Source organism: Blautia pseudococcoides (assembly GCF_001689125.2).
Lineage (GTDB): Bacteria > Bacillota > Clostridia > Lachnospirales > Lachnospiraceae > Blautia > Blautia pseudococcoides.
Genome location: NZ_CP015405.2, coordinates 684,708 through 705,377, shown reverse-complemented (window position 1 = coordinate 705,377; position 20,670 = coordinate 684,708). Strand labels below are relative to the sequence as shown.

The 20,670-nt window shown below is 45.6% G+C and carries 16 protein-coding genes; 1 reads left to right on the top strand and 15 read right to left on the bottom strand.

The genetic code is table 11. The features are described from left to right. Window position 1: 1 nt before the first annotated feature. Window positions 2–958, bottom strand: a complete 957-nt coding sequence (locus A4V09_RS03270) for a uroporphyrinogen decarboxylase family protein (RefSeq protein ID WP_065541082.1) — start codon at window positions 956–958, stop codon at window positions 2–4. A 194-nt stretch (window positions 959–1,152) separates the two neighbouring features. Here A4V09_RS03270 and A4V09_RS03265 point away from each other — a divergent pair, with 194 nt between their 5' ends. Then, on the top strand, window positions 1,153–2,991 hold the full coding sequence (locus A4V09_RS03265) for a sensor histidine kinase (protein WP_065541081.1): 1,839 nt from the start codon (window positions 1,153–1,155) through the stop codon (window positions 2,989–2,991). A 128-nt stretch (window positions 2,992–3,119) separates the two neighbouring features. On the opposite strand, the gene A4V09_RS03260 is transcribed toward A4V09_RS03265, so the two are convergent. The 14 genes from A4V09_RS03260 to A4V09_RS03195 form a co-directional block, all read right to left on the bottom strand. Further along, window positions 3,120–4,367 carry a 6-phosphofructokinase gene (locus A4V09_RS03260; protein ID WP_065541080.1) on the bottom strand — a complete coding sequence of 416 codons (1,248 nt, stop codon included), beginning with the start codon at window positions 4,365–4,367 and terminating at the stop codon, window positions 3,120–3,122. A gap of 267 nt (window positions 4,368–4,634) precedes the next feature. Continuing rightward, window positions 4,635–5,093 (bottom strand): CapA family protein, encoded by a 459-nt coding sequence (locus tag A4V09_RS03255; protein ID WP_065541079.1) that lies wholly within the window; start codon window positions 5,091–5,093, stop codon window positions 4,635–4,637. Window positions 5,094–5,328: 235 nt separating this feature from the next. Next, window positions 5,329–6,171, bottom strand: a complete 843-nt coding sequence (locus A4V09_RS03250) for a carbohydrate ABC transporter permease (protein WP_065541078.1) — start codon at window positions 6,169–6,171, stop codon at window positions 5,329–5,331. Between the two features lie 16 nt (window positions 6,172–6,187). Then, a complete protein-coding gene (locus A4V09_RS03245; RefSeq protein WP_065541077.1) occupies window positions 6,188–7,072 on the bottom strand; it encodes a carbohydrate ABC transporter permease in 885 nt (294 codons plus the stop codon). A 20-nt stretch (window positions 7,073–7,092) separates the two neighbouring features. Beyond that, window positions 7,093–8,388, bottom strand: coding sequence for an extracellular solute-binding protein (locus A4V09_RS03240; RefSeq protein ID WP_065541076.1), 1,296 nt, complete (start codon window positions 8,386–8,388; stop codon window positions 7,093–7,095). Between the two features lie 25 nt (window positions 8,389–8,413). Further along, complete coding sequence (locus tag A4V09_RS03235; protein WP_065541075.1) at window positions 8,414–10,078, bottom strand: glycoside hydrolase family 32 protein; 1,665 nt, start codon at window positions 10,076–10,078, stop codon at window positions 8,414–8,416. A gap of 312 nt (window positions 10,079–10,390) precedes the next feature. Further along, complete coding sequence (locus tag A4V09_RS03230) at window positions 10,391–11,368, bottom strand: LacI family DNA-binding transcriptional regulator (RefSeq protein ID WP_065541074.1); 978 nt, start codon at window positions 11,366–11,368, stop codon at window positions 10,391–10,393. Window positions 11,369–11,465: 97 nt separating this feature from the next. Then, window positions 11,466–12,860, bottom strand: a complete 1,395-nt coding sequence (locus tag A4V09_RS03225; RefSeq protein WP_065541073.1) for a glycine--tRNA ligase — start codon at window positions 12,858–12,860, stop codon at window positions 11,466–11,468. Between the two features lie 347 nt (window positions 12,861–13,207). Continuing rightward, window positions 13,208–13,963, bottom strand: coding sequence for a DNA repair protein RecO (gene recO / locus A4V09_RS03220; RefSeq protein WP_065541072.1), 756 nt, complete (start codon window positions 13,961–13,963; stop codon window positions 13,208–13,210). Next, the gene (gene era / locus A4V09_RS03215) at window positions 13,960–14,865 is read right to left on the bottom strand and encodes a GTPase Era (RefSeq protein WP_065541071.1); all 906 of its coding nucleotides are present in this window, start codon (window positions 14,863–14,865) and stop codon (window positions 13,960–13,962) included. The genes recO and era overlap by 4 nt, the downstream gene beginning before the upstream one ends. A gap of 13 nt (window positions 14,866–14,878) precedes the next feature. Next, entirely contained in the window at window positions 14,879–17,797 is a 2,919-nt protein-coding gene (locus A4V09_RS03210; RefSeq protein WP_065541070.1) for an insulinase family protein, read from the bottom strand. 186 nt (window positions 17,798–17,983) lie between these two features. Further along, window positions 17,984–18,871 carry a hypothetical protein gene (locus A4V09_RS03205; RefSeq protein ID WP_065541069.1) on the bottom strand — a complete coding sequence of 296 codons (888 nt, stop codon included), beginning with the start codon at window positions 18,869–18,871 and terminating at the stop codon, window positions 17,984–17,986. A gap of 12 nt (window positions 18,872–18,883) precedes the next feature. Further along, window positions 18,884–19,525 carry a phosphoribosyltransferase gene (locus A4V09_RS03200; protein WP_065544611.1) on the bottom strand — a complete coding sequence of 214 codons (642 nt, stop codon included), beginning with the start codon at window positions 19,523–19,525 and terminating at the stop codon, window positions 18,884–18,886. 428 nt (window positions 19,526–19,953) lie between these two features. Beyond that, window positions 19,954–20,670 (bottom strand): glycerophosphodiester phosphodiesterase, encoded by a 717-nt coding sequence (locus A4V09_RS03195; RefSeq protein WP_065541068.1) that lies wholly within the window; start codon window positions 20,668–20,670, stop codon window positions 19,954–19,956.

Genomic DNA, 20,670 nt, shown 5'->3' with positions numbered 1-20,670 from the left:
ATCACTCTTCTCCTTTTTTATATGTATGGGCTGCCTTCACTGCCTCCCGGATATAGTCAAGGCGGATGCCTTCCCCCTGTATGGTACAGTCTGCCCCAATCATGATCCCTTCGGTTCCGAAACTTTCAAGCACTGCCTGTACCTCTTTTCGTATCTCCTCTTTTGGGCCGTGAAGAATATTCCCCTTGTTGTTCAGTCCGCCCAGAATAGCACAGGAAAAGTGCTCTCTGCCCTCTTCCAAGCTGTACCCATTGTCTTTTACAGACCAGTTTGCCAGGTCTGCCGGGTAATCGTAGAACCAGTCCACATGTGTTTTGAAAGCATATTCCGGTTCCCCGCAGATATGAAGAATATTATACTTATCTTTCCTTTGCTCTGCCACTTGTAAAATCTGTAAATCAAAGGGACGAACCAGCTGCTCCCACTCTTCTTTTGAAAATCTGCCTTCCTCACCAAACTGTGCGGAATAATAAATACCGTCCGCGCCTGCATCCAGATATGCCTCTGCCCATGCTTCAAGCCCGTCCGCCAGATTTTTGATCCCCGCCATAACTGCTTCAGGGGCCTCTTTACTGTACTTCATAAGCACATCATCCCCAAAGGCTGTGGATGCCGCCTTGAAAGGACCGAACATGGTCTGGAAAATCAGTACCTCTTCCCCTGCACGCTCTCTTATGCCCCTGATCACGGCCGTCATTTTTTCCATCTCCCGGCTGTCTGTCCCTTTTATGCCAATATGATACCAGTCCTTGGCGCAGTGTATTTCACCTGTGACCGGATACGCATAATCCTGCATGATCTTAATGACATCCATATCTGTTTCCCGGTAAAGTTTTAAGTGCTCCTCAATCATCTCCTCCACTGTAAGATCCGGCTTGTAATGGAACCAGAAACCAGCCGGTACAAAGTCTGCTTCTTTCCGCTCCATAACTGCTTTTACACGCTGTGCCTTGTTCATTTTTCATTTCCCCCTGTTGTATTTGATGAATTCATTATACCTAAGGGAAGGTCTGTAAAATAGGATTTTTCTTAGGTAAAATATATAATTATTTTTAGTTTTTATCATATTTTTTATCCATTTCTTCTCCGCTCCTTGTAATCATTTCGCTTTCATTTTATAATTTCAACATATCAAACCACAGGAGACAAGAAATGAAACTACAGGATTTTTCTTACAGAACCCAGATATTTTTTTCCTCACTTCTGCTTGTCATTATGCCCACCATTATCCTGGGCATTGCCACAGCAAACAGGACCTCCAATGAGGTGCAGGAGGATTTCAGCCGCTCTATGGACACGATCACCACACAGGCCAATCTGACACTGGACACACTCCTTCAGGATGCCACCAAGGTTGCTGACCTGCATATACTGAATAAGGATATCCGGAAAATTATGATCACCAATTATGAGGATGATGTCCTTGGCTATTCCCAGGACAGTTACCTCCTCTCCTCCCAATTAATACAGGCAAACCGGCTGAATTCCAATGTCACTACCTGTATGTTCAAAAACCGGTATGACTACACTTTTGAGTACAATATTCCAAGTGTAAAAGACCAGAACACGATTCTGGATCACATGGATGAATGGGCCGGAACAGCAAGAAATTCTGATTACTATACCTATTTTGCCCCGGTACAGCAGTCCTCCTCAGTGAAAAAAAGCATTCTTCCCATGGTGAAAGTCCTTTATGACAGTTTTACTTTTAAGGAAATTGGAATCTGTTATGTGGGCATTAATTTTTCTGCTGTTGAGAATATCGCCAACTCTGCCCAGACCCAGAATAATGTAATGCTCATTTACAATGCGGACGGCGGGCTTGCCTATGCTTCTGATAAGGATTTTATAGGGAAGGATGCCTCTCCTGACTTAAAAAAAGCCATACAGGACTTTAATCAGAAGATAACAAAGGAAAGCTCTGTGCGGACAGAAAAGCTGAATATAGGCTCTGACTCTTATCTGATCAATGGATGCTACAATAAAACCACAGGCTGGCATATTGTACATTTTATGAATAACTCTCTGATCACCCAGGCTTACCGGAATAATTTATATCACTATGCGGGTATTTTTTTACTGGCAATCTTTCTGGGGCTGATACTGGCCGCGCTTCTTTCCAGGGGGCTGACCCGCTCCATACGGCAGCTCTGTGAAAAGATAGATTCCAGGGATACCTCCAATTACAGCGATATAACCGTGGAAGGCCGTATTTCCAATCAGGAGCTACAGAAGGTGGTACACAGTTTTAACCGGCTGAACAGCCGCCTGACCCAGAGTATACAGCAGAATTACCAAAGCCGGCTGAATGAACAGCAGATGCATATTCAGGTTCTTCAGGCACAGATCAACCATCATTTTCTGTACAATACCCTGAACGTGATAAAATCCCTGGCTGATATCCATAATGTTCCGGAAATCAAGACTATTGCCATGTGCATGTCCGAACTGCTGCGCTATAATCTGAAAAAGGTTCCTATTGTACTTCTGAAAGAGGAGCTTTTGCAGATTCAGCGCTATATGACCATACAGAACATCCGGTTCCCGGGGAAGTTTTCATTTGATTATGACGTTCCCGACGAATTTCTGGGATTGGAAATTCCTGCTTTCATTTTGCAGCCCTTTGTGGAAAATGCCATTGGCCATGGTTTTTCCGAAAAAGAAGAAAACTGTTACATCAGTATAAGTGCCAATCTGGAAGGAAATACCCTGCATTTTTTGATCGCGGATAATGGACAGGGCATGAAAAAAGCGGAACTGGAAGAACTGATAGATTCTCTTGATAAAGAGATTGATTTCCCTGCTGACACTTCCTCACATCATTCCATAGGTATCCGGAATGTACAGCAGAGGATTCAGAGCTATTACGGAAAAGAATACGGACTCACCATTGAGAGCTTTCCCGGACAGGGCACTCTGATTGATATTGCGCTTCCTTATGGAAAAAAGCCCGTGCTTCCCTGTACGGAACAAAAAAGTGCAAAACAATAGAAAGCCCGCTCTGCGAACTTTCTGTTGTCATGAATAAAACACCGGATGCACCAACGCTTCCCCAAGCGCTGATACATCCGGTTTCTATATGGATATACCTTCTCTTTTCCCCAAAATCTACTGCCGGTTTATTTCCGTTTCATTTTTAATACAAGATGTCTTGGCAGACCATTTACCATGATTGGCTGGTAGTCGCCCTGGATCAATGGTTTTACATAGTCCACAAAATCCTTTGTCACATATGTAGCATCTTTGTTCATCCAGGTTCTCGGAACCAATTTTTCTTCATTTGCGATTCTGTGCACATCATAGATTCCTGTAGCACTCATATACGGATCATCCGATACACGGTCGATAACTACCATCTTGCCGGTATCCCCTTCATCTGCAGCCTTGACTGCAGCACCACCTACCATGAAGGCCTCATCAATATCCACACGGGATGCCATATGGGAAGCACTTCTCTGAAGTGTAGAAAGCTCAACAGCCCTTGTCTTGCATCCGCACTCTGCTGCCAGGAAATTTGCCAGATATGTAGCGGTTCCCTGAAGCTGTTTGTGACCGAACGCGTCCACATAATCGCCCACACTGCCCAGTTCACACACATACCGTCCGTCAGCCAGCTTGATTCCCTCTGAGACAGCGATCACAATGGATGACTTTTTCTTCAGCAGTTCTTTTACTTTATGTAAGAACCGCTCAATATCAAAGGCAGCCTCCGGAAGATAAATCAAATCCGGGCCATCGCAGTCCTCCGTTTTGGCTAGGGCCGTGGCACCGGTCAGCCATCCGGCATTACGTCCCATGATTTCCATGATGGTGATCATATTTTTCTTATAAGTAAGACCCTGTGCGTCACGGATGACCTCTTTCGTAGATGCACCTATGTATTTTGCTGCGCTTCCGAAACCAGGTGTATGGTCTGTCAGGGCCAAATCATTATCAATTGTCTTCGGCACACCTAAAAATTTCTGTGTCTGCCCTGTCAGGATCGCATAATCGGATAACTTTTTAATGGTATCCATGGAATCATTGCCGCCGATATAAATAAATGCATAAATTTCCAGCTTGTTCAGTATTGCAAATATTTTTTCATAGATTGCCTTATCTTCATGTATCTCCGGCATTTTAAACCGGCAGGAACCTAAGAATGCGGATGGTGTTCTTTTCAACAGCTCTATATCCAGTTCGGAATGAATCTGTGTGGAAAGGTCTACATACTGTTCGTCTAAAAGTCCCTGAATTCCGTGAAGCATGCCGTATACCTTGTCGAAGCCTCTCTCAATTGCGTTTTTATATACGCCTGCAAGACTGGAGTTGATAACGGATGTGGGTCCACCTGACTGTCCTACAATGATATTTCTTTTTTTTGCCATTTTGCCTCGTCCTCCTTGTATTTCATTACCACTGACGATTATTATAGCAAAAAAATCCGGAAGTAGCAAGGCCATTCCGGATTTTTTGCATATTAATTTACATTATGTTCTTGTTTTTTTGTACTTTTTGCACAATACCTTAAATTCCGTCATCATTCCCCTTTGCTTTTATCTGTTCAAAGAGATCTTTATAATACTGAATAGAAAATTCGCCGGGGTTTCTCTCATTGGCCGTATGCTGGTCTGCCAGCTCTTGGGTATACTCATTCAGTTTGTAAATGCCATAAGTACGGCTGTCATGATTATAATGCATGAGCAGCGGAATGAATTCATGTTCCGGAATCTGGTCGCATGGGCCACCACATCAAATCCGGTATCCACCAGCGCGTCTCCGAATTCCGGCGGTGTTCCGAAGGATGGATATCCTGATATGTCCTCACGGTTCTCCACAAATACCGTCTCCTGTGTCACCAGCGCCAGATCCGCTGCCTCCACATCCTCCTTTACCGGCTCATAAATGGCATCATAGTTCCAGCCTCCTGAATCTGTCATTCCGGATTCCCGCATCCCTAGATGCGCAATGTTATCTCCCACAGCCAGAAAATCAATGATATTTTCTTCCTGCTCTTTTTCAAGGGCTGCCTCCTGCTGCTTTTTCTTTTCTGCCGCGGCTGCCGCTGCTTTTGTCTTTGAATATCGGACCGCGGAAACTACTCCCAGTATCACGCACAAAACTATGGCTGTTATGACTGCCCCTGTGCGTGTTTTTCCGCAAGTTGTTCCTGGGTCAAATGATTCTGTTTCCGGAGATGCTGCAGTTTCTCATTAAATTCCATTTTACATACCTCCTGTCCGTATTTCTTCCCATATTATATACGGACAGGAGAAAAATAGCAAATAAAACAGGGGCATGACGAAACATGTACCGGAGGCGGGGTGAACAGCAGCTCCGCTTCTTCTCTTATCCCTTGATACCTGTGGAAGCGATTCCCTCCACATAATACTTCTGCAGTACAATAAACATAATGAGCATTGGGATCGCTGAAATAGTCAGTGATGCCATAATAGGTCCGTAGTTGATCGGTTTGGAACCAAAGAAAGTCTGTATGGCAAGCTGAATGGTTCTCTTCTCCTCCCCTGTCACCACAAGCAGAGGCCACATAAAGTCATTCCAGTGGGCCACAAAATCCAGGATCAGAACTGTAGCATACACCGTTCCTGATATAGGCATCACAATCCTGAAAAATGTTTTTATCGGCCCGCATCCGTCAATGGCTGCCGCTTCCAGAAGATCGTTTGGCACATCCAGAAAGAACTGGCGGAACATGTAAATACTAAAACATTTTGCCACAAAAGGAACAACAAGCGCTGCCCACTGGTTAATCCATCCCAGATCAGCCATCTCCCTGTACATAGGAAGCATAATGGCTTCCGGCGGAAATACCATAAGGCTGATCACTAATGTGAGAAGAATACTTTTTCCCTTAAATTCAAATTTTGCCAGTGCATAACCACAGATGGAATTCACAAATAAATCCAGCACCACAATGACAAATACATAAAACAAGCTGTTGCAAATGAATTTCCACATATCAATTCTCTGGAACACCTCCAGATAATTACTAAGAGACGCCCCTGTGGGAATAAATGTACTCAGGGAATTCAAGCCCTTAAAAATGCCTGCTTCCGGTTTCAGGGATGAAGAGATCATCCAGATAAGAGGGGATACGAAAATCAGTGCAACCAGCGTATTCCCTATATAAAATGCTGCATGTCCCAGACGTTTTCTCTGTTTCTGTGTCATAGTTCTCCACTCCTTCCTAATCCGCTTTGATCAGTTTCTTCATACCCAGGGACAAAATGACTACAATAACGAAGAAAACCGCAGCCACTGCACAGGCATATCCAAAGTTACGTTTCTGAAAGCCCTGTTCATACACATAATACACCATGGTCCTGGTGGAATTCTGAGGACCGCCTTTTGTCATAACATAAGGCTGTGTAAAAAGTTTCATTGCCTGGATGACCGTGATCATGATCACGTATTTTATTACATTTTTTAGCCCCGGCAAAGTGACATAGAGAAAACTTTTTAATCTTCCGGCACCATCAATAGATGCGGCTTCGTACTGCTCTTTCGGAATCCCCTGCAGTCCTGCCAGAAAAATCATCATCTGATAGCCCGCCCCCTGCCATGCCGACATGAAAATAATGGAGTTCATAGAGGTCTTGGGGTCATTTAAAAATCCGCAGGGTTCCATTCCCAGCTTTACCAGCAGCGCATTTAAAAGTCCGCTGTCAGGATTGGAGTTGTAAAGTACCGTCCAGAGGATGGCCACTACAACCATGGAGGTAACCTGGGGGCTGAAATATGCAGCCCTGAAAATAGAGACTCCTTTTCTCTTGGATGATATGAGCATTGCCAGCGCCAAGGCAAGAACCGTCTGAAAAGGCACCACCAGCACGGTAAAGTGCAGTGTATTCGTCACCGCCTTCCAGAAATCGCTGTCCTGGAACAATTCCACAAAGTTGTTAAACCCGCAGAACTTAATATGGTCCGGCCTCATAATATTGTAATCGGTAAATGCATATCTGACAGTCTGCAGTGCCGGATATATCAGAAATGCTGCCAGCAGAATCACTGCCGGTATGACAAACAGGTATGCTGCTTTCTTTTCACTGCGTTTGTTTATGGCTTTTTCCATCTTTCTCCTCCTCCCCGGAATCAGTCTTCCTGCGCGTAATACTTGTTATAATCCTTATCAGTATCTTCTGCTACCTTATCAAGTGCTTCCTTGGGATCCACCCCTGTAAAAATATTCACCATGGCTTCCGAAAATCCTGCGGAGAGCACGCTGTAGGATGGTGTCCTCGGTCTTGGATGTCCGGTCTCCATGAGCTGTTCTTTGAACAGGGAGCGGGGATACTCATTATATTCCGTAAGTACATCATAGCTGGACTGCCTTGTGGGCGGCTTAGAAATCGCCTTGGCATATGTAGTCACATTGTCCGCGGAAAACAGATAATTCATTACTTCCTTCACCGCGTCCTTGTCCTGCGTATCCCTGGTCACAGCTGCGGCCCAGTCTCCAGTGGGTGAAGTGGGAATTCCCCCGTTGTCTGCAACAGGAAAGTAGGTAACGCCCCAGTTTAAGTCAGGGTAATCTTTTTCCAGTGTGGCAACCTCCCAGGAACCGCCCAGCATTGTGGCTGCCCTTTTATTGTGAAACTCTTTCTGGATAGGGTCCAGATTGGCATATCCGTTCTGAATCAGCCCGTTTAAAAATGTGGCGGCCTCCACACCGGCCTCACTGTTGATATAACCATCCGCTTTGCTGCCATCCTCACTGACCAAATCTGTGCCGCCTGAAATCCAGAACTGTTCCAGCACATAGGGAATGCCTTCCCCTTTATCCATAATGATGTTCGTTCCCATCACACCGTCTTTTGTAAGCTTTTCTGCCACCTCCGCAAATTCGGACCAGGTCCAGGCATCCTCCAGTTTATCCGGCGCCTTTATGCCTGCTTCATCCAGCATATCCTGGTTATAAAAGAGGGCTACCGAACTTTCCGTTGCCCCGATCGCATAGATTTTCCCGTCATACGTCCCCTGGTTCTTGGTAGAATCCAAAAAGTCATTCCAGTCTGCCTCTGTAAACATATCATCCAAAGGCTGAATAATGTCATTTGCCGCATATACGGAAACCGTAGGCCCGTCCACGTACAAAATATCCGGCAGGTCCTTGGAGGTGATCGCTGCGTTCACCTTATCCTCGTACGCATAAGAATCCGCCCGCACTATAGCTTCCCTTTTCAGATGGATCTCTCCCCTGTGCTCCTCATTAAATGCAGCGATCTTTTCCTCCCACCACTCTTCAATGGCCGGTTCGTCGCTTGGACTCCAGATCGTGATGACAGATTCCCCGTCCTTGTTCACCCGTTCTTTTGTACTTCCGCATCCGGATATCATGGATGACATTACCGCTGCTGCAAGAAGTATGGCAACTGCCCGTTTTCTCATTTCCCTCTCTCCCTTCTCATTGCTGTTACTGCCAAATAGACTGCATCTTTGAAACCTCGGCCTGTTTTACTGCCCAAGGCTTTGCCGCCTCCAGGACAAAACATCCGTCTGCAGCGGAGTTGTAGAACAGTTTGGTACCTGCTGCCTCCCCTCCGTTTAAATAGATTTCCACGACTCTTCTGTCTACAAAAATCTCCATTTCAGTTACGGTATCCACATCTGCGGGAAATACAGCACACTCACTTTTTACACCGGATGTGCGGATTCCCGTAAATCCCTTCTCCTTTATAAAACGTATCTCTTTCTCCCCGTCCCTGCCCAGCAGAAGGTTAAAATCCGTATTTTCCGAAAAGGTGATTCCCGCGTAAAAACTGTTTCCCGGTATGTGTTCCAGGTTTATATTTTCTTTCTCACCGGTATAGAGATTGTGGCCTTTCAATGTATAGATTTCCTCCACAGGGGACATATAAAGCTTATTCTTCTTCACATGCAGCACTCTTGGTATCGTTGTGCTTCCATAGGCACCGTTCTCCACTTCCACATGTTCCCCATAGAAATCGGAGATCCATCCAATAGCGATTCTTTTTCCCTCGTGTTCAAAGCTCTGCATGGCATAACAGTTACTTCCAAAATCATACCATCCCGTACTTTTCACAGAGAATTCCTCGTCTTTGAATTCCCCTATGTAATAACGGGACATCTGATACCTTCCGCTGGCATCCCTGTGGCACATAAGCGCGCCCCAGGCAGCAAAACTGCCATCCAAAGGGAAAAAGTCCGGGCATTCAAAACAGCGGACGCCCTCCTCTGCCTCTGTGAGCAGAGGTTTCACATAACTCCAATGTTCCATATCCCGGGACTTATACAACAGGATGGCTGCCTGCCCGTTCATGGTACTGGCAAGAACCAAGTACCACATATGGCCAATTTTTACAACTTTAGGGTCCCTGAAATCAAACGATGCACCCTTTGGCCGCTCCTCAATTACCAGCTTCTCCGGTTCAAATTCCAGCATATCATGGCTTCTTGTCATCCATTGCTGCTGCACGGTCTCCTCACCGTCCTCCACAGGCCCCAGATGCCTGGTCAGATAAAAAACCGTCTCGTTTTCCAGTGCTATGGCACTTCCGGAAAATGCTCCGCCTTTCACCATATCCGCCTGTTCCAACACCTCTTTCTGAGGCTCCAGGACAATGGGGAGATGGGTCCAGTGCACCAGATCCGGGCTTACCGCATGTCCCCAGTACATATTATTCCACTCCTGCCCATGGGGGTTATACTGATAATACATATGATAATATCCCTGATACCAGCAAAGGCCATTTGGGTCATTCATCCAGTTCTTCCAGGGCGCAAAGTGATATTGTTCCCGGTACGGGGTGTCATAGTATTCTGCCGCTTCCCGGCTGCTCAGACATTGTCCTCCATCCACAGGATCTATGTAGCGGATTCCTTCTTCCAGAATCTTTTCGCAGCCGCTTAAATATGCCAGCGATATTACCGCCTCCCGGCTGATGATCTCATAACAACTCTGCCTTTTTACCGGAAGCTTCAGCCACCGGTAATATTTCTGACCTGCATCATATCTGCACTCCCTGCCCTCTGTGTCTCTCAATATCACATATCCTTTTTTTCCCTCCGCTGTTCTGAGCAGAATTTCCAGACATGTATACTCGCCTGTTTGTATCATATTTTCGCCTCCCGAATCACTTATTGTAAAACCGGTTCTATAATTATTTCCCTTTAAGTATAGCATTTAATTAGATATATTGAGTAAATACGAAACATTTTCATGGAACCCGTTCCATATAAATGAGTATAGGATGCTTTGACGGTTTTGTCAAGACCTTTTCCGTATGAATCCATAAGGCATGAAACAAGGCCTGTGTTTTTCTTGTGCATTTTGCACAAACACAGGCCATTACTCATTTTTTATATGAATTTTATCCAAATTTGATTGTCGGTTTTTATAAGTTATCCGCAACACTAATTTACTTTTCTCTCAAAGAGTTGTTCCTCCAAACTGCATTTCCACATCTAAAATCTGTCTATGAGGCACACCTTTCCTCTCCTCCACCAAATCCAGAAGGGTATTTACACAGAGTTCTGCCAATAATTGTACATTCTGCCGAACCGCCGTCAGCCTGGGGTAAACCATACGGGTCACATCCATACCGTCAAATCCTATGATCTTTACCTCCTCCGGCACCCGGATGCCCTTCTGCAGCACTGCATTCATACAGGCGATCGCAGCCATATCCCCGCCAAACACCCCGTCAATGTCCGGGTGCCGGCCAAGGAACTTCTCCATGCCTTCATAGTGGGCATTCCAGTCAAATACATTCCAGTCCATAACCATGTCCAACAACTCTACCCCCTGTTCCTGCATGACCTGCTTAAAGACACTGTGGCGTTCCTGGGCGGCAACGCCGGGCGCAACACCTGATACCTGCAGCACCTTCCTGCAGCCATTCTTCACCAGCAGTTCTGCTGCCATGCGTCCTCCCATAGCGTGGTCACTTCCTATGAGAGGAATGCCGGGACCGAATTCCCTGTCTATGGAAACAATAGGTTTCTTCCGTTTCAGATACTCCTCCCCGTCCAGTGAGTGAGCCCCTGTAATAATACCGTCCACCATATTTCTGTCCAGCATATCCAGATAATCCTTCTCCCTGTCACTGATGCCTATAGTATTACAGATCATGGTTTTATAGCCCTGGCGGTAAAGCTCCATCTCAATATGCTTTGCCAGACAGGAAAAAAAGGGATGGTCCAGGTCCGGCACCATAACCCCAACAATGCCGGTCCTGTTTCTGTAGAGATTTCTGGCAAGCTCATTAGGCGTATATCCCAGCTTCCGGGCTGCTTTTTCAATCTTCTTTTTCGTGTCCGTTGACACGTAACCGGTTCCATTCAAAGCCCGCGAAACAGTTCCCACACCTACACCGGCTTGTTTCGCCACATCTCTGATACTGGCCATTCATACTGCACCTCTCTTCATGTAATATAACAGAAGCTGCTGTACCGCCCATGCTTGGCCGGATACAGCAGCATAATATTATTTCTTACAGCAATGATCAGAAGGCCATTTTCTCCTCAAAATAAGCTTTCAAATCCTGGATTTTTACTCTCTCCTGCTCCATTGTGTCACGGTCACGCACAGTAACCGCTCCGTCTGTCTCAGATTCAAAGTCATAAGTCACACAGAATGGAGTACCGATCTCGTCCTGACGACGGTAACGTTTTCCGATATTTCCCCTGTCGTCATATTCACAGTTGTACAATTTGGACAGCTCCTGGTAAATCTTTTCTGCGCCTTCATTCAGTTTTTTGGACAGCGGCAGAATACCGATTTTTACAGGTGCCAGTGCAGGATGGAAATGCAGTACCGTACGCACATCATTTCTCTCTGCATCCAGAACTTCCTCATCATACGCACTGCACAAAAATGCCAGCACCATACGGTCAGCTCCCAAGGACGGCTCAATAACATAAGGAATATATTTTTCATTGGTCTCATCATCAAAATATGTCATATCCTGGCCGGATACATTCTGATGCTGTGTCAGGTCATAGTCCGTTCTGTCTGCGATCCCCCACAGTTCGCCCCATCCGAATGGGAACAGGAATTCCACATCTGTGGTTGCCTTGCTGTAGAAACTCAGCTCTTCTTTGTCATGGTCACGGTAACGAACTTCCTCGTCCTTCAGACCCAGGCTGTGCAGCCAGTCAAGACAGAACTGTTTCCAGTAAGCAAACCATTCCAGGTCTGTGTCAGGCTTACAGAAAAATTCCAGCTCCATCTGCTCGAATTCGCGGGTACGGAACGTAAAGTTACCGGGAGTGATCTCATTACGGAAGGATTTTCCCACCTGTCCGATACCAAAGGGAAGTTTCTTCCTGGATGTTCTCTGTACATTTTTAAAGTTTACAAAAATACCCTGTGCAGTCTCAGGTCTTAAATAAACCGTATTCTTTGCATCCTCAGTCACACCCTGGAAGGTCTTAAACATCAGATTAAACTGGCGGATATCTGTAAAATTGTGTTTGCCGCAGGTGGGACATGGAATCTTATGTTCTTCAATGAACTCCATCATGTTCTCCTGGCTCCAGGCATCCACACTGCCCTCAATGGCAATTCCTTTTTCTGCGCAGAAATCCTCAATGATCTTATCAGCGCGGAAACGCTCATGGCACTCTTTACAATCCATCAGCGGATCGGAAAAACCGCCCAGATGGCCGGATGCCACCCATGTCTGGGGGTTCATCAAAATTGCACAGTCCACACCTACATTGTATGGGCTTTCCATGATGAATTTTTTCCACCATGCCCTTTTCACATTATTTTTCAGCTCCACGCCAAGGTTGCCGTAATCCCAGGTATTGGCAAGTCCTCCGTAAATCTCAGAACCCGGATATACAAATCCTCTGGATTTGGCAAGTGCTACGATTTTTTCCATGGTCTTTTCCATCGTGTTTTCTCCTCGACTTTCATCTATTTCTTTATTCCCGCAGGCAACGAGCCAAGTGGGCATACTTGTATGCACATTTAGCGGCTGCCGCGAGGCTCAACAACCCCGTTGCTTGCAGAGGGACTGTTGACTTTTCAAGGCTGCCGGTACATGATCACTGACTGCCTGTCACAGCCTTATATACTGTTTTTTATGCTGCACACCACAGCTTAGTCCCGCAAACGATTCCACTTAACTGATAGAATTGTCAAAGACACTGCTGCGAATAGTAACATTATAACCGCTATATGTCTTCTTTTCAACCTCTATCTGCCTGAAAATGTTCAAATCTATAGGTTAACCTCTCCCTATTCCCCCTCCATCATCTCCAGAACCTGAAGGCTCTTCATCTTTTTATCTATGTACTTTCCTGTATATTCCCTCATAACTTTCTGCATGATCCCCAGCACCTCCGGTCTGACCGTAAAAGTGTAGAGCCTGGAAATCTCTGATGCCGCAGTATACTGAAGCGCATACAAGGAGGAAGCATCCAAGCGGATACTTTTATACCTTTCCTTCTGGTCCACACAGCTATCACAAAAAACACCTGATCTTTCTGCCGAAAACCAGTAAATCTCCTCCTGCTTCCCGCATTTCATGCATTCAAACAGATTGGGATATTCCCCATTGATCACCATTGCCTTTAGCTCAAAGATACAGCGAATCAGCCTGTTGTCAATCTTTTCACTGACCAGCGCTTTCATGGTAACATAGAGCAGATTCAGCATATCCTTCTCATCCGTGAACTCCCTGGAATAATAATCCGCAAACTCCAGAAAATAAAATCCATAATAGACCCCCGGCAGTCTGGAGGCAAGTTCTGTGAAATAATTGAGCACAGAAGCTGATTTCATCTGATAGCTGCTTCTCCCCTCATAGACGGAGAAGGTACCGAACACAAAGGGATTTGCCACGGCAAGAAGGGAGCTGTTCTGCCGTCTCGCTCCCTTTGCAAATACCGTTATTTTACCGCGCTCTCTCGTGAGAAGCACCAGCCTTTTATCAAAATCCCCCACCGGCATAGAGGATAACACCATGCCGGTCACCTGTACTGTATCTGTCATATCTCTTTTTTATCGTATCCGAAATTCTTGATCAGATAGTCACTGTCTCTCCAGTCTTTTTTAACTTTTACCCAGAGTTTCAGGTTTACCTTCTGCTCCAGCATCCGTTCGATCTCAAACCGGGCCGCGCTTCCGATTTTCTTCAGCATGACCCCCTGCTTGCCAATAATGATCCCCTTGTGGGATTCACGTTCACAAATGATGGTGGCCTCAATATCTACAAGATTTCCTCCAGGACGTTCCTTCATAGTATCAATCGTTACAGCAATGCCGTGGGGAATCTCCTCCTCCAGGGTCCGCAGCGCCTTCTCCCGTATCATCTCAGCCACGATCTGGCGCTGAGGCTGGTCTGTCACGGTATCCTCATCGTAAAACTGAGGCCCATAAGGCAGGTATTTAAAAATGCTGGTGATCACGGTCTCCAGGTTCTGCCCTCTGAGCGCAGATGCGGGGATAATCTCCGCAAAGTCCATAATCTTCCGGTAGGCGTCAATAAAACTCAGAACTTCTTCCTTCTTCACAGTATCTACCTTGTTGATGACCAAAATCACCGGCAGTTTTCCGTTTTTCAGTTGTTCTGCAATGTGGCGTTCTCCCGCACCGATGAATGTGGTAGGCTCTACCAGCCAGAGGATCACATCCGCATCCTTAAAAGTTCTTTCCGCCGCATTTACCATATATTCACCCAGTTTGTTTTTTGCCTTGTGGATACCAGGTGTGTCTAAAAAGACAATCTGTCCCTCCTCACAGGTGTAAACCGTCTGAATTTTATTTCTGGTTGTCTGGGGCTTTCTGGATGTGATGGCGATTTTCTGTCCGATCAAATGATTCATTAATGTGGATTTTCCCACGTTTGGCCGACCGATGATCGCCGCAAATCCTGATTTGTAGTCTGTTTTCATATATTCTCCTTTGTTACAGCAGGTGCTTCACTTCCAAAAACAGTTCTTTTTCCTGCTGGATTTTCTCTTCACTTCCGATGACACAGATTCGGTTCTGGTCCAATACACACGCTACCACATCTCCCAGGGCACGGATATCTTGGGGCTGGGCATTTAAAATCTGCATCCGCTCTTTCTTCAACTCTTCCTCTGTGATACCGCTGAAATATGCCTCCAGGGACAATATTCCTTTTGCTGATGGTGTCATAGGTGTATCCAGCTCGCTGATCGTACCGATGATATATTTTGTCATCTCCCTCTCATCAGCTTCAAAACCACGGATAAAGTCCGGAGTATTACGGAACACTTCCAGCGTTTTTGATAGATTCGGATCCCGGTAAGAAACCAAATATCCGTCACCACTTCTCCTGAAATTACTCATGCAGCCATATGCCCCGCCTTTTACACGCACGTTCATCCAGAGATACTCATAGCTGAGGATCACTTTCAGAATCCGCAGACATCCTGTATATTCATATCCGCCTTCCCGGAAATTACCGGCTGCTGCCACGTACTGCACCTGGCCTGATGTTTTGAATCCCTCATTTTTTACCCGGTAATCAGGCTTATCGTGAGCCAGCTCCACATGTTCTGTATAAAGCACATCCTTCAGGCCGCGTACCTCTGTCTCCAGGGTTTTATATCCTTCACTGTCCGCAGTATAACTCACCGTCAGATTCTCAGGACGGAAGATCATCTTCATAAGAAGTTTGAGCTTCTCTATCACCGTTCCCTTCTCCTCCTGGAAATGGCTTTCAATCCTGTCAAGGAACTGATAAAACTCAATCCCTGCTATTTTCTCCTGGAAATATGCATTGCCGGAGAAATATGACGTAGCCCGCATAACCGCTGTGCTGTGACCCGAGCTGGCCATACTCATCTGTAACCTGGATTTCATCTTGGCAATGATCTCATAGAGACGTTTGGTGTCATCCATTTTCGAGGTGCAGATGATCTCTTTTATCATGGAAAACACAAATGGCAGCCCGCTGTACAGCGTCTTTGCCTTGATTCCCAACATCTGTCTCGTGTTTTGGTTATTTTTCGCATCCCCAAATACCTGGAGCCCAAATAAAATCCCGCCGCTGTTGGCGTTAATTTCATTAAACAAGTCTGCATAGCTGTAGTTCTCCGTGTCCACATAACCCAGAACAGACTTTAAGATCCCCATATAGGAAATCAGTTCTTCCGGAACTTTTTTCACATCAAAGAGCAGCGTTAAATAGCCAATCCCATTGGTGTACAAATCATGGTGCAGCACCAGTGTTTCATCCACATATTCTGGTTTATTGTGTATCTGAACCGTCTCCGTCCCGATATCAGAACGTTTCAGCATGGGAATACTCTGCAGTGCCTCCTCTGTCTCCGGTTCGTCCTGGTATTCTTTCAGATGCTTTGTGTCTGCTGCGATCTTCTCTATCGCTTCCGCTGGCAGAGATGCCTTATAGGCGGCAAGTTTATCTTCCAGTTCTTTTTCTCTCTGGGCTGCAAGTCCGCGTTTAGGATTGACCACCACAATAGATGCATGGAGGTTGTCCAGAAGATATTGTTCGATCAGTTTTTCAAAATATCCCTCTTTTGCCTTCTGTTTCAGGCTTTCAAAGATATCCAGTTTTTTCAGATGGTCAAAGGGTTTGCTGTCATCATACAGCCAGCTGTCAAACACATCAATGCCGTACATAAGCCCTTTGGGGAAGGAAGAAAAGTCAGCTTCCCTGAAACGGAATTCCAGAAAATTGATTCCTGCGGCAATGGCTTTTTTGTCAATTCCCTCTTTTGCAATTTTCTTGAGCGTCTCCTGAATCAAATTCACAAAGGTATCCTTGTTCTCCGGCTTTGCATTTTTTGCCACAATAGAGAAAAATGGCTGGAAAATGCCGTCATCATAGGATCCAAGGATATCTTTTCCCATTCCGGCATCCAAAAGTGCCTGCTTAAGCGGTGCCCCCGGAGCTGATAGCAGGGTATAATCCAGGATTTCAAAAGCAGTGCACTGTTCCACATCCAGGCTGTCACCCACTACAACGTTATACGAAAGGTATGAATTTTCCTCCAAAGGCTCATGTTCAGATATGGGATAATCCATGATGATTTCTTTCACCTGTTCAAAGGGCTTCTGTCTGGTAATTGCAGAGTTTACAGGAATCTCATCGTACTTCGACAAATATTCCCTGTCCATCCAGTTCATCCGCTCCTCCATATCCATATTCCCATACAAGTAGATATAACTGTTGACCGGATGGTAATAGCGGCTGTGAAAAGATAGAAACTCCGAATATTTCAGGTCAGGAATCACGGACGGGTCACCGCCTGACTCCACACCATAAGGTGTGTCGGGAAACAGGGAATTAAAAATCTCCCGGTCAAGCACTTCTTCCGGTGAGGAGAACGCGCCTTTCATTTCATTATAAACAACACCGTTTAATTTCAGCGGACCGTCCACATCCTCAAGCTCATAATGCCAGCCCTCCTGGCGGAAAATCTCTTCCCTCTCATAAATATTAGGAAAAAATACCGCATCCAGATATACATGCATCAGGTTTTTAAAATCCGTATCATTACAGCTCGCTACCGGATACATCGTCTTATCCGGATAGGTCATTGCGTTCAAAAATGTGTTCAGAGAACCTTTCACCAATTCTACGAAGGGATCTTTTAAGGGGAATTTCTGAGAACCGCACAGAACGCTGTGTTCCAGAATATGAGCCACACCGGTGCTGTCTGCCGGCGGCGTGCGGAATGTTATATTAAACACCTTGTTTTCATCATCATTTTCCAGCACCATAACTCTGGCACCGCTTTTTTTATGTCTCCACAGAGAACCTTTGGAGTGAATATCCGGAATGTCCTGACAGGAAACCAGTTCATATGCCGGCACATTTTCTTTCTTCATGTTCAGCCTCCTTGATTATTATATTTACTGACCGTTTTGGGACAGTGTACGCTCTATTGTTTATCTTACCACATTTGTTGGAATTATAAAACGGAAAAAGAACAAATATTCTTCCAATTATAGCAAGGCAGCAAAAAGAAGCTGCTGTCTATGCCTCTGCATTCTGACAACAGCTTCTGTCTTTTCTCAAAGTCCGGTGGCATCCAGCGCTTCCTGTGGTATTTCCACTTCCACTGCTTCGCCGCGCTCTTTTATAGTTACAGCCATCTCAAATCTGTCAATTTTCATTGTCTCACCAGACCCTGCTTCAGCGGCAAGGTCTGACATCATCTTTTCCATGAGCTGTTTCATATCAATTCTGGTCCGGACTATCTCTTTATTTTTCTGATCAATATACAGATCCACATGGACTTTTTCATCATCAATCCGGAAGCTGCCCAAAACATCTTCCTGCCCTTGCATCTGGCTTGCCATGCCAAACAGGCTGTTCAGTACCTCTCCGCCTATAGAAGAATGGATCGCATAACACTCAATGGAATTCTCATCGTCCAGCGCAACCGTTTCCTGGGTCATCGACAGGGAATCATCCTGGATTCCTTGGTACAGCTCCTGTCCGGCAAATACCAGAGCTCCCATATTGCCGCTGGATACATCCGTCTCAGACTTCTGCCACTCTTCCCCGTTTTTTGAATAGGTCACATATTTGTCATCATTCTTCACCGTATAGCTCTCAATGGGAACTGGTATGTTCATTGACATAAGCTGCATATTCAACTCACCGGCCATGCGCATCCGTTCCTCCTGAAACTGCATGTCTGCAACCATATCCATCTGAATGGCAGAATTCTGGACATCCTCCAGCAAATCCTGTGCCTCTTCCAAGGGCACTGCTGCCTTAAAATTCATGGTCATCTGCAGTTTTCCTGATTTGAGCTGTCTCTGGCTGCTAATCACTTCTTTCAGCAGTTCTTCCGGGTTCTGTTCCTTTGCCTGCTCTTTGCCCTGTCCACATCCGGCCAGAAGCAGCAGCGGTACCAGCACCGCCAGGCATAGTTTTCTCAATTTTCCCTTCAAATTCTCCCCCCTTTATAATTTAGAGTATCCATATCCATTTACAATGGCATCCAATTTTTCACCATTCCTGCACATAGGGCATTCACTTGCCTTGTGTGTCCGGTAATCCGGTACATCCTTTTTATAGAACACGGCATTGATATCCAGGCCTGCCACTTTGTTCACTGCACTGAATATAGCTGACACTCCCTGGATGGTACCGCCGTAGTAGAGTATGCTCTCCATACACTTCCGGAGCGTCTCGCCGGTTGTGATGGAGCCCATCAGGATCACCACATTTCGGTTCCGGACCATGTGCTGAATGTTGTCACGGAACATAAGCTGACCGTTACCGTTGAATTCCGGAGTAACAATATAAATAGTCTTATGTGCATTCATGGACAGAACCCCTGCCTTTGCCAGCTCCTCCGCCAAAAATGCTCCCACGACTTCCAGCCCGTCCAGACAGATAATAGAGTCCACAGGGGTAGACGTTTCATATTTGGCAGACAGATACCTGGCGATTCTGGAGGCCTCCGCACATCGGGTCTTCATGGTTGTCATCTCCAAATAATGACTGATATGAGACTGCGGCGTTGCAAAATGCCCCGGAATCACTTTTAACTGAATCTTTTCATCACCATCTGCATATACCTTAAACATTCTTTCTTCCATTTCCATAAATCATACCTCCTCTTTTTCATCCCCAATTCCTTATTTGTAACTATTGGGCACCTGCATCGTTATGGGCAAAAAGTCATGCAGAATCTCATTATTAACGAAATTTACACCTGATCGCTGCATACTTTTTCTAAAGGAACAGACATTCGGTCTGCTCAACAAATGTACAGGCCTGCTGAATAGTTACACTTATTTTTTTATATGCTTATTATACCATACTCCTTTTAAGGAAAAAAGAGAAGATTTCTGAAAATAGATATTTTTCAGCAAAATTGTTACTGTTCACTCCATGGGCAGTAACATGTGTCGTGATACACTGACCTGCACTTTTCTGACCAACCCGGGTTTTTGCTGTGCTTCGCACATCTTCTCCTTGAGGAAACCGCCACCCAGGATCATGACCTTTGAACAGTAACAGAAAATCACCGGTATTGGATATCCGGATAATTAGTAATCACTGCATCCACGCCAGCCTTCTGCATTTCCCGGAAACGTTCTTTGGTATTCACAGTCCATACATGCAGAGGTAGTTTCTCCTCTCTGCACTGTTTCAAAAAATCAGGATGCTGCAAATGCGCGTAAATAGGATGCAGGGCATCCACGCCCAAGCGCTTGGCATATATAGGCGCATCCACAATTCCATCCTCAAACAGCATACCTGTCCGTATACCGGGATTTTTCTGTTTCATCTCCAACAGCGTATAATGATTAAAAGAAGAATACAAGACCTTGTCTTCCATCCCCATACGGGCGGAAAGCTCCAGCGCTTTATCTGTCAGCCCTTCATAAAATATAATACTGGTTTTCAGCTCCACATTCACAAGCATCTCTTCTCTTCTCATAAGTTCATACACTTCTTTAAGGGTAGGAATTCTGGCAATTCCCTGTTCCGGAAATGTCTTGTTAAAATTCAGCTTTTTCAGTTCCTTCAGCGTATGGTCCTTTACCCAACCAGAACCATTACTGACTCTGCCCAGTTTCTCGTCATGAATGACCACAATCTCACCGTCTTTGGTAAGCTGTACATCCAATTCAATGCCATCTGCCTTACGGCGCACCGCTTCGGAAAAAGCGCCCATGGTATTTTCCGGTGCGTATCCGGATGCACCTCTATGAGCCCAAATTTTCATTTTCTTCAT

Coding starts and splice junctions, on each gene's coding strand:
- A4V09_RS03270 (WP_065541082.1), bottom strand. CDS start 958: ATGAACAAGGCACAGCGTGTAAAAGCAGTTATGGAGCGGAAAGAAGCA.
- A4V09_RS03265 (WP_065541081.1), top strand. CDS start 1,153: ATGAAACTACAGGATTTTTCTTACAGAACCCAGATATTTTTTTCCTCA.
- A4V09_RS03260 (WP_065541080.1), bottom strand. CDS start 4,367: ATGGCAAAAAAAAGAAATATCATTGTAGGACAGTCAGGTGGACCCACA.
- A4V09_RS03250 (WP_065541078.1), bottom strand. CDS start 6,171: ATGACACAGAAACAGAGAAAACGTCTGGGACATGCAGCATTTTATATA.
- A4V09_RS03245 (WP_065541077.1), bottom strand. CDS start 7,072: ATGGAAAAAGCCATAAACAAACGCAGTGAAAAGAAAGCAGCATACCTG.
- A4V09_RS03240 (WP_065541076.1), bottom strand. CDS start 8,388: ATGAGAAAACGGGCAGTTGCCATACTTCTTGCAGCAGCGGTAATGTCA.
- A4V09_RS03235 (WP_065541075.1), bottom strand. CDS start 10,078: ATGATACAAACAGGCGAGTATACATGTCTGGAAATTCTGCTCAGAACA.
- A4V09_RS03230 (WP_065541074.1), bottom strand. CDS start 11,368: ATGGCCAGTATCAGAGATGTGGCGAAACAAGCCGGTGTAGGTGTGGGA.
- A4V09_RS03225 (WP_065541073.1), bottom strand. CDS start 12,860: ATGGAAAAGACCATGGAAAAAATCGTAGCACTTGCCAAATCCAGAGGA.
- recO (WP_065541072.1), bottom strand. CDS start 13,963: ATGACAGATACAGTACAGGTGACCGGCATGGTGTTATCCTCTATGCCG.
- era (WP_065541071.1), bottom strand. CDS start 14,865: ATGAAAACAGACTACAAATCAGGATTTGCGGCGATCATCGGTCGGCCA.
- A4V09_RS03210 (WP_065541070.1), bottom strand. CDS start 17,797: ATGAAGAAAGAAAATGTGCCGGCATATGAACTGGTTTCCTGTCAGGAC.
- A4V09_RS03200 (WP_065544611.1), bottom strand. CDS start 19,525: ATGGAAGAAAGAATGTTTAAGGTATATGCAGATGGTGATGAAAAGATT.
- A4V09_RS03195 (WP_065541068.1), bottom strand. CDS start 20,670: ATGAAGAAAATGAAAATTTGGGCTCATAGAGGTGCATCCGGATACGCA.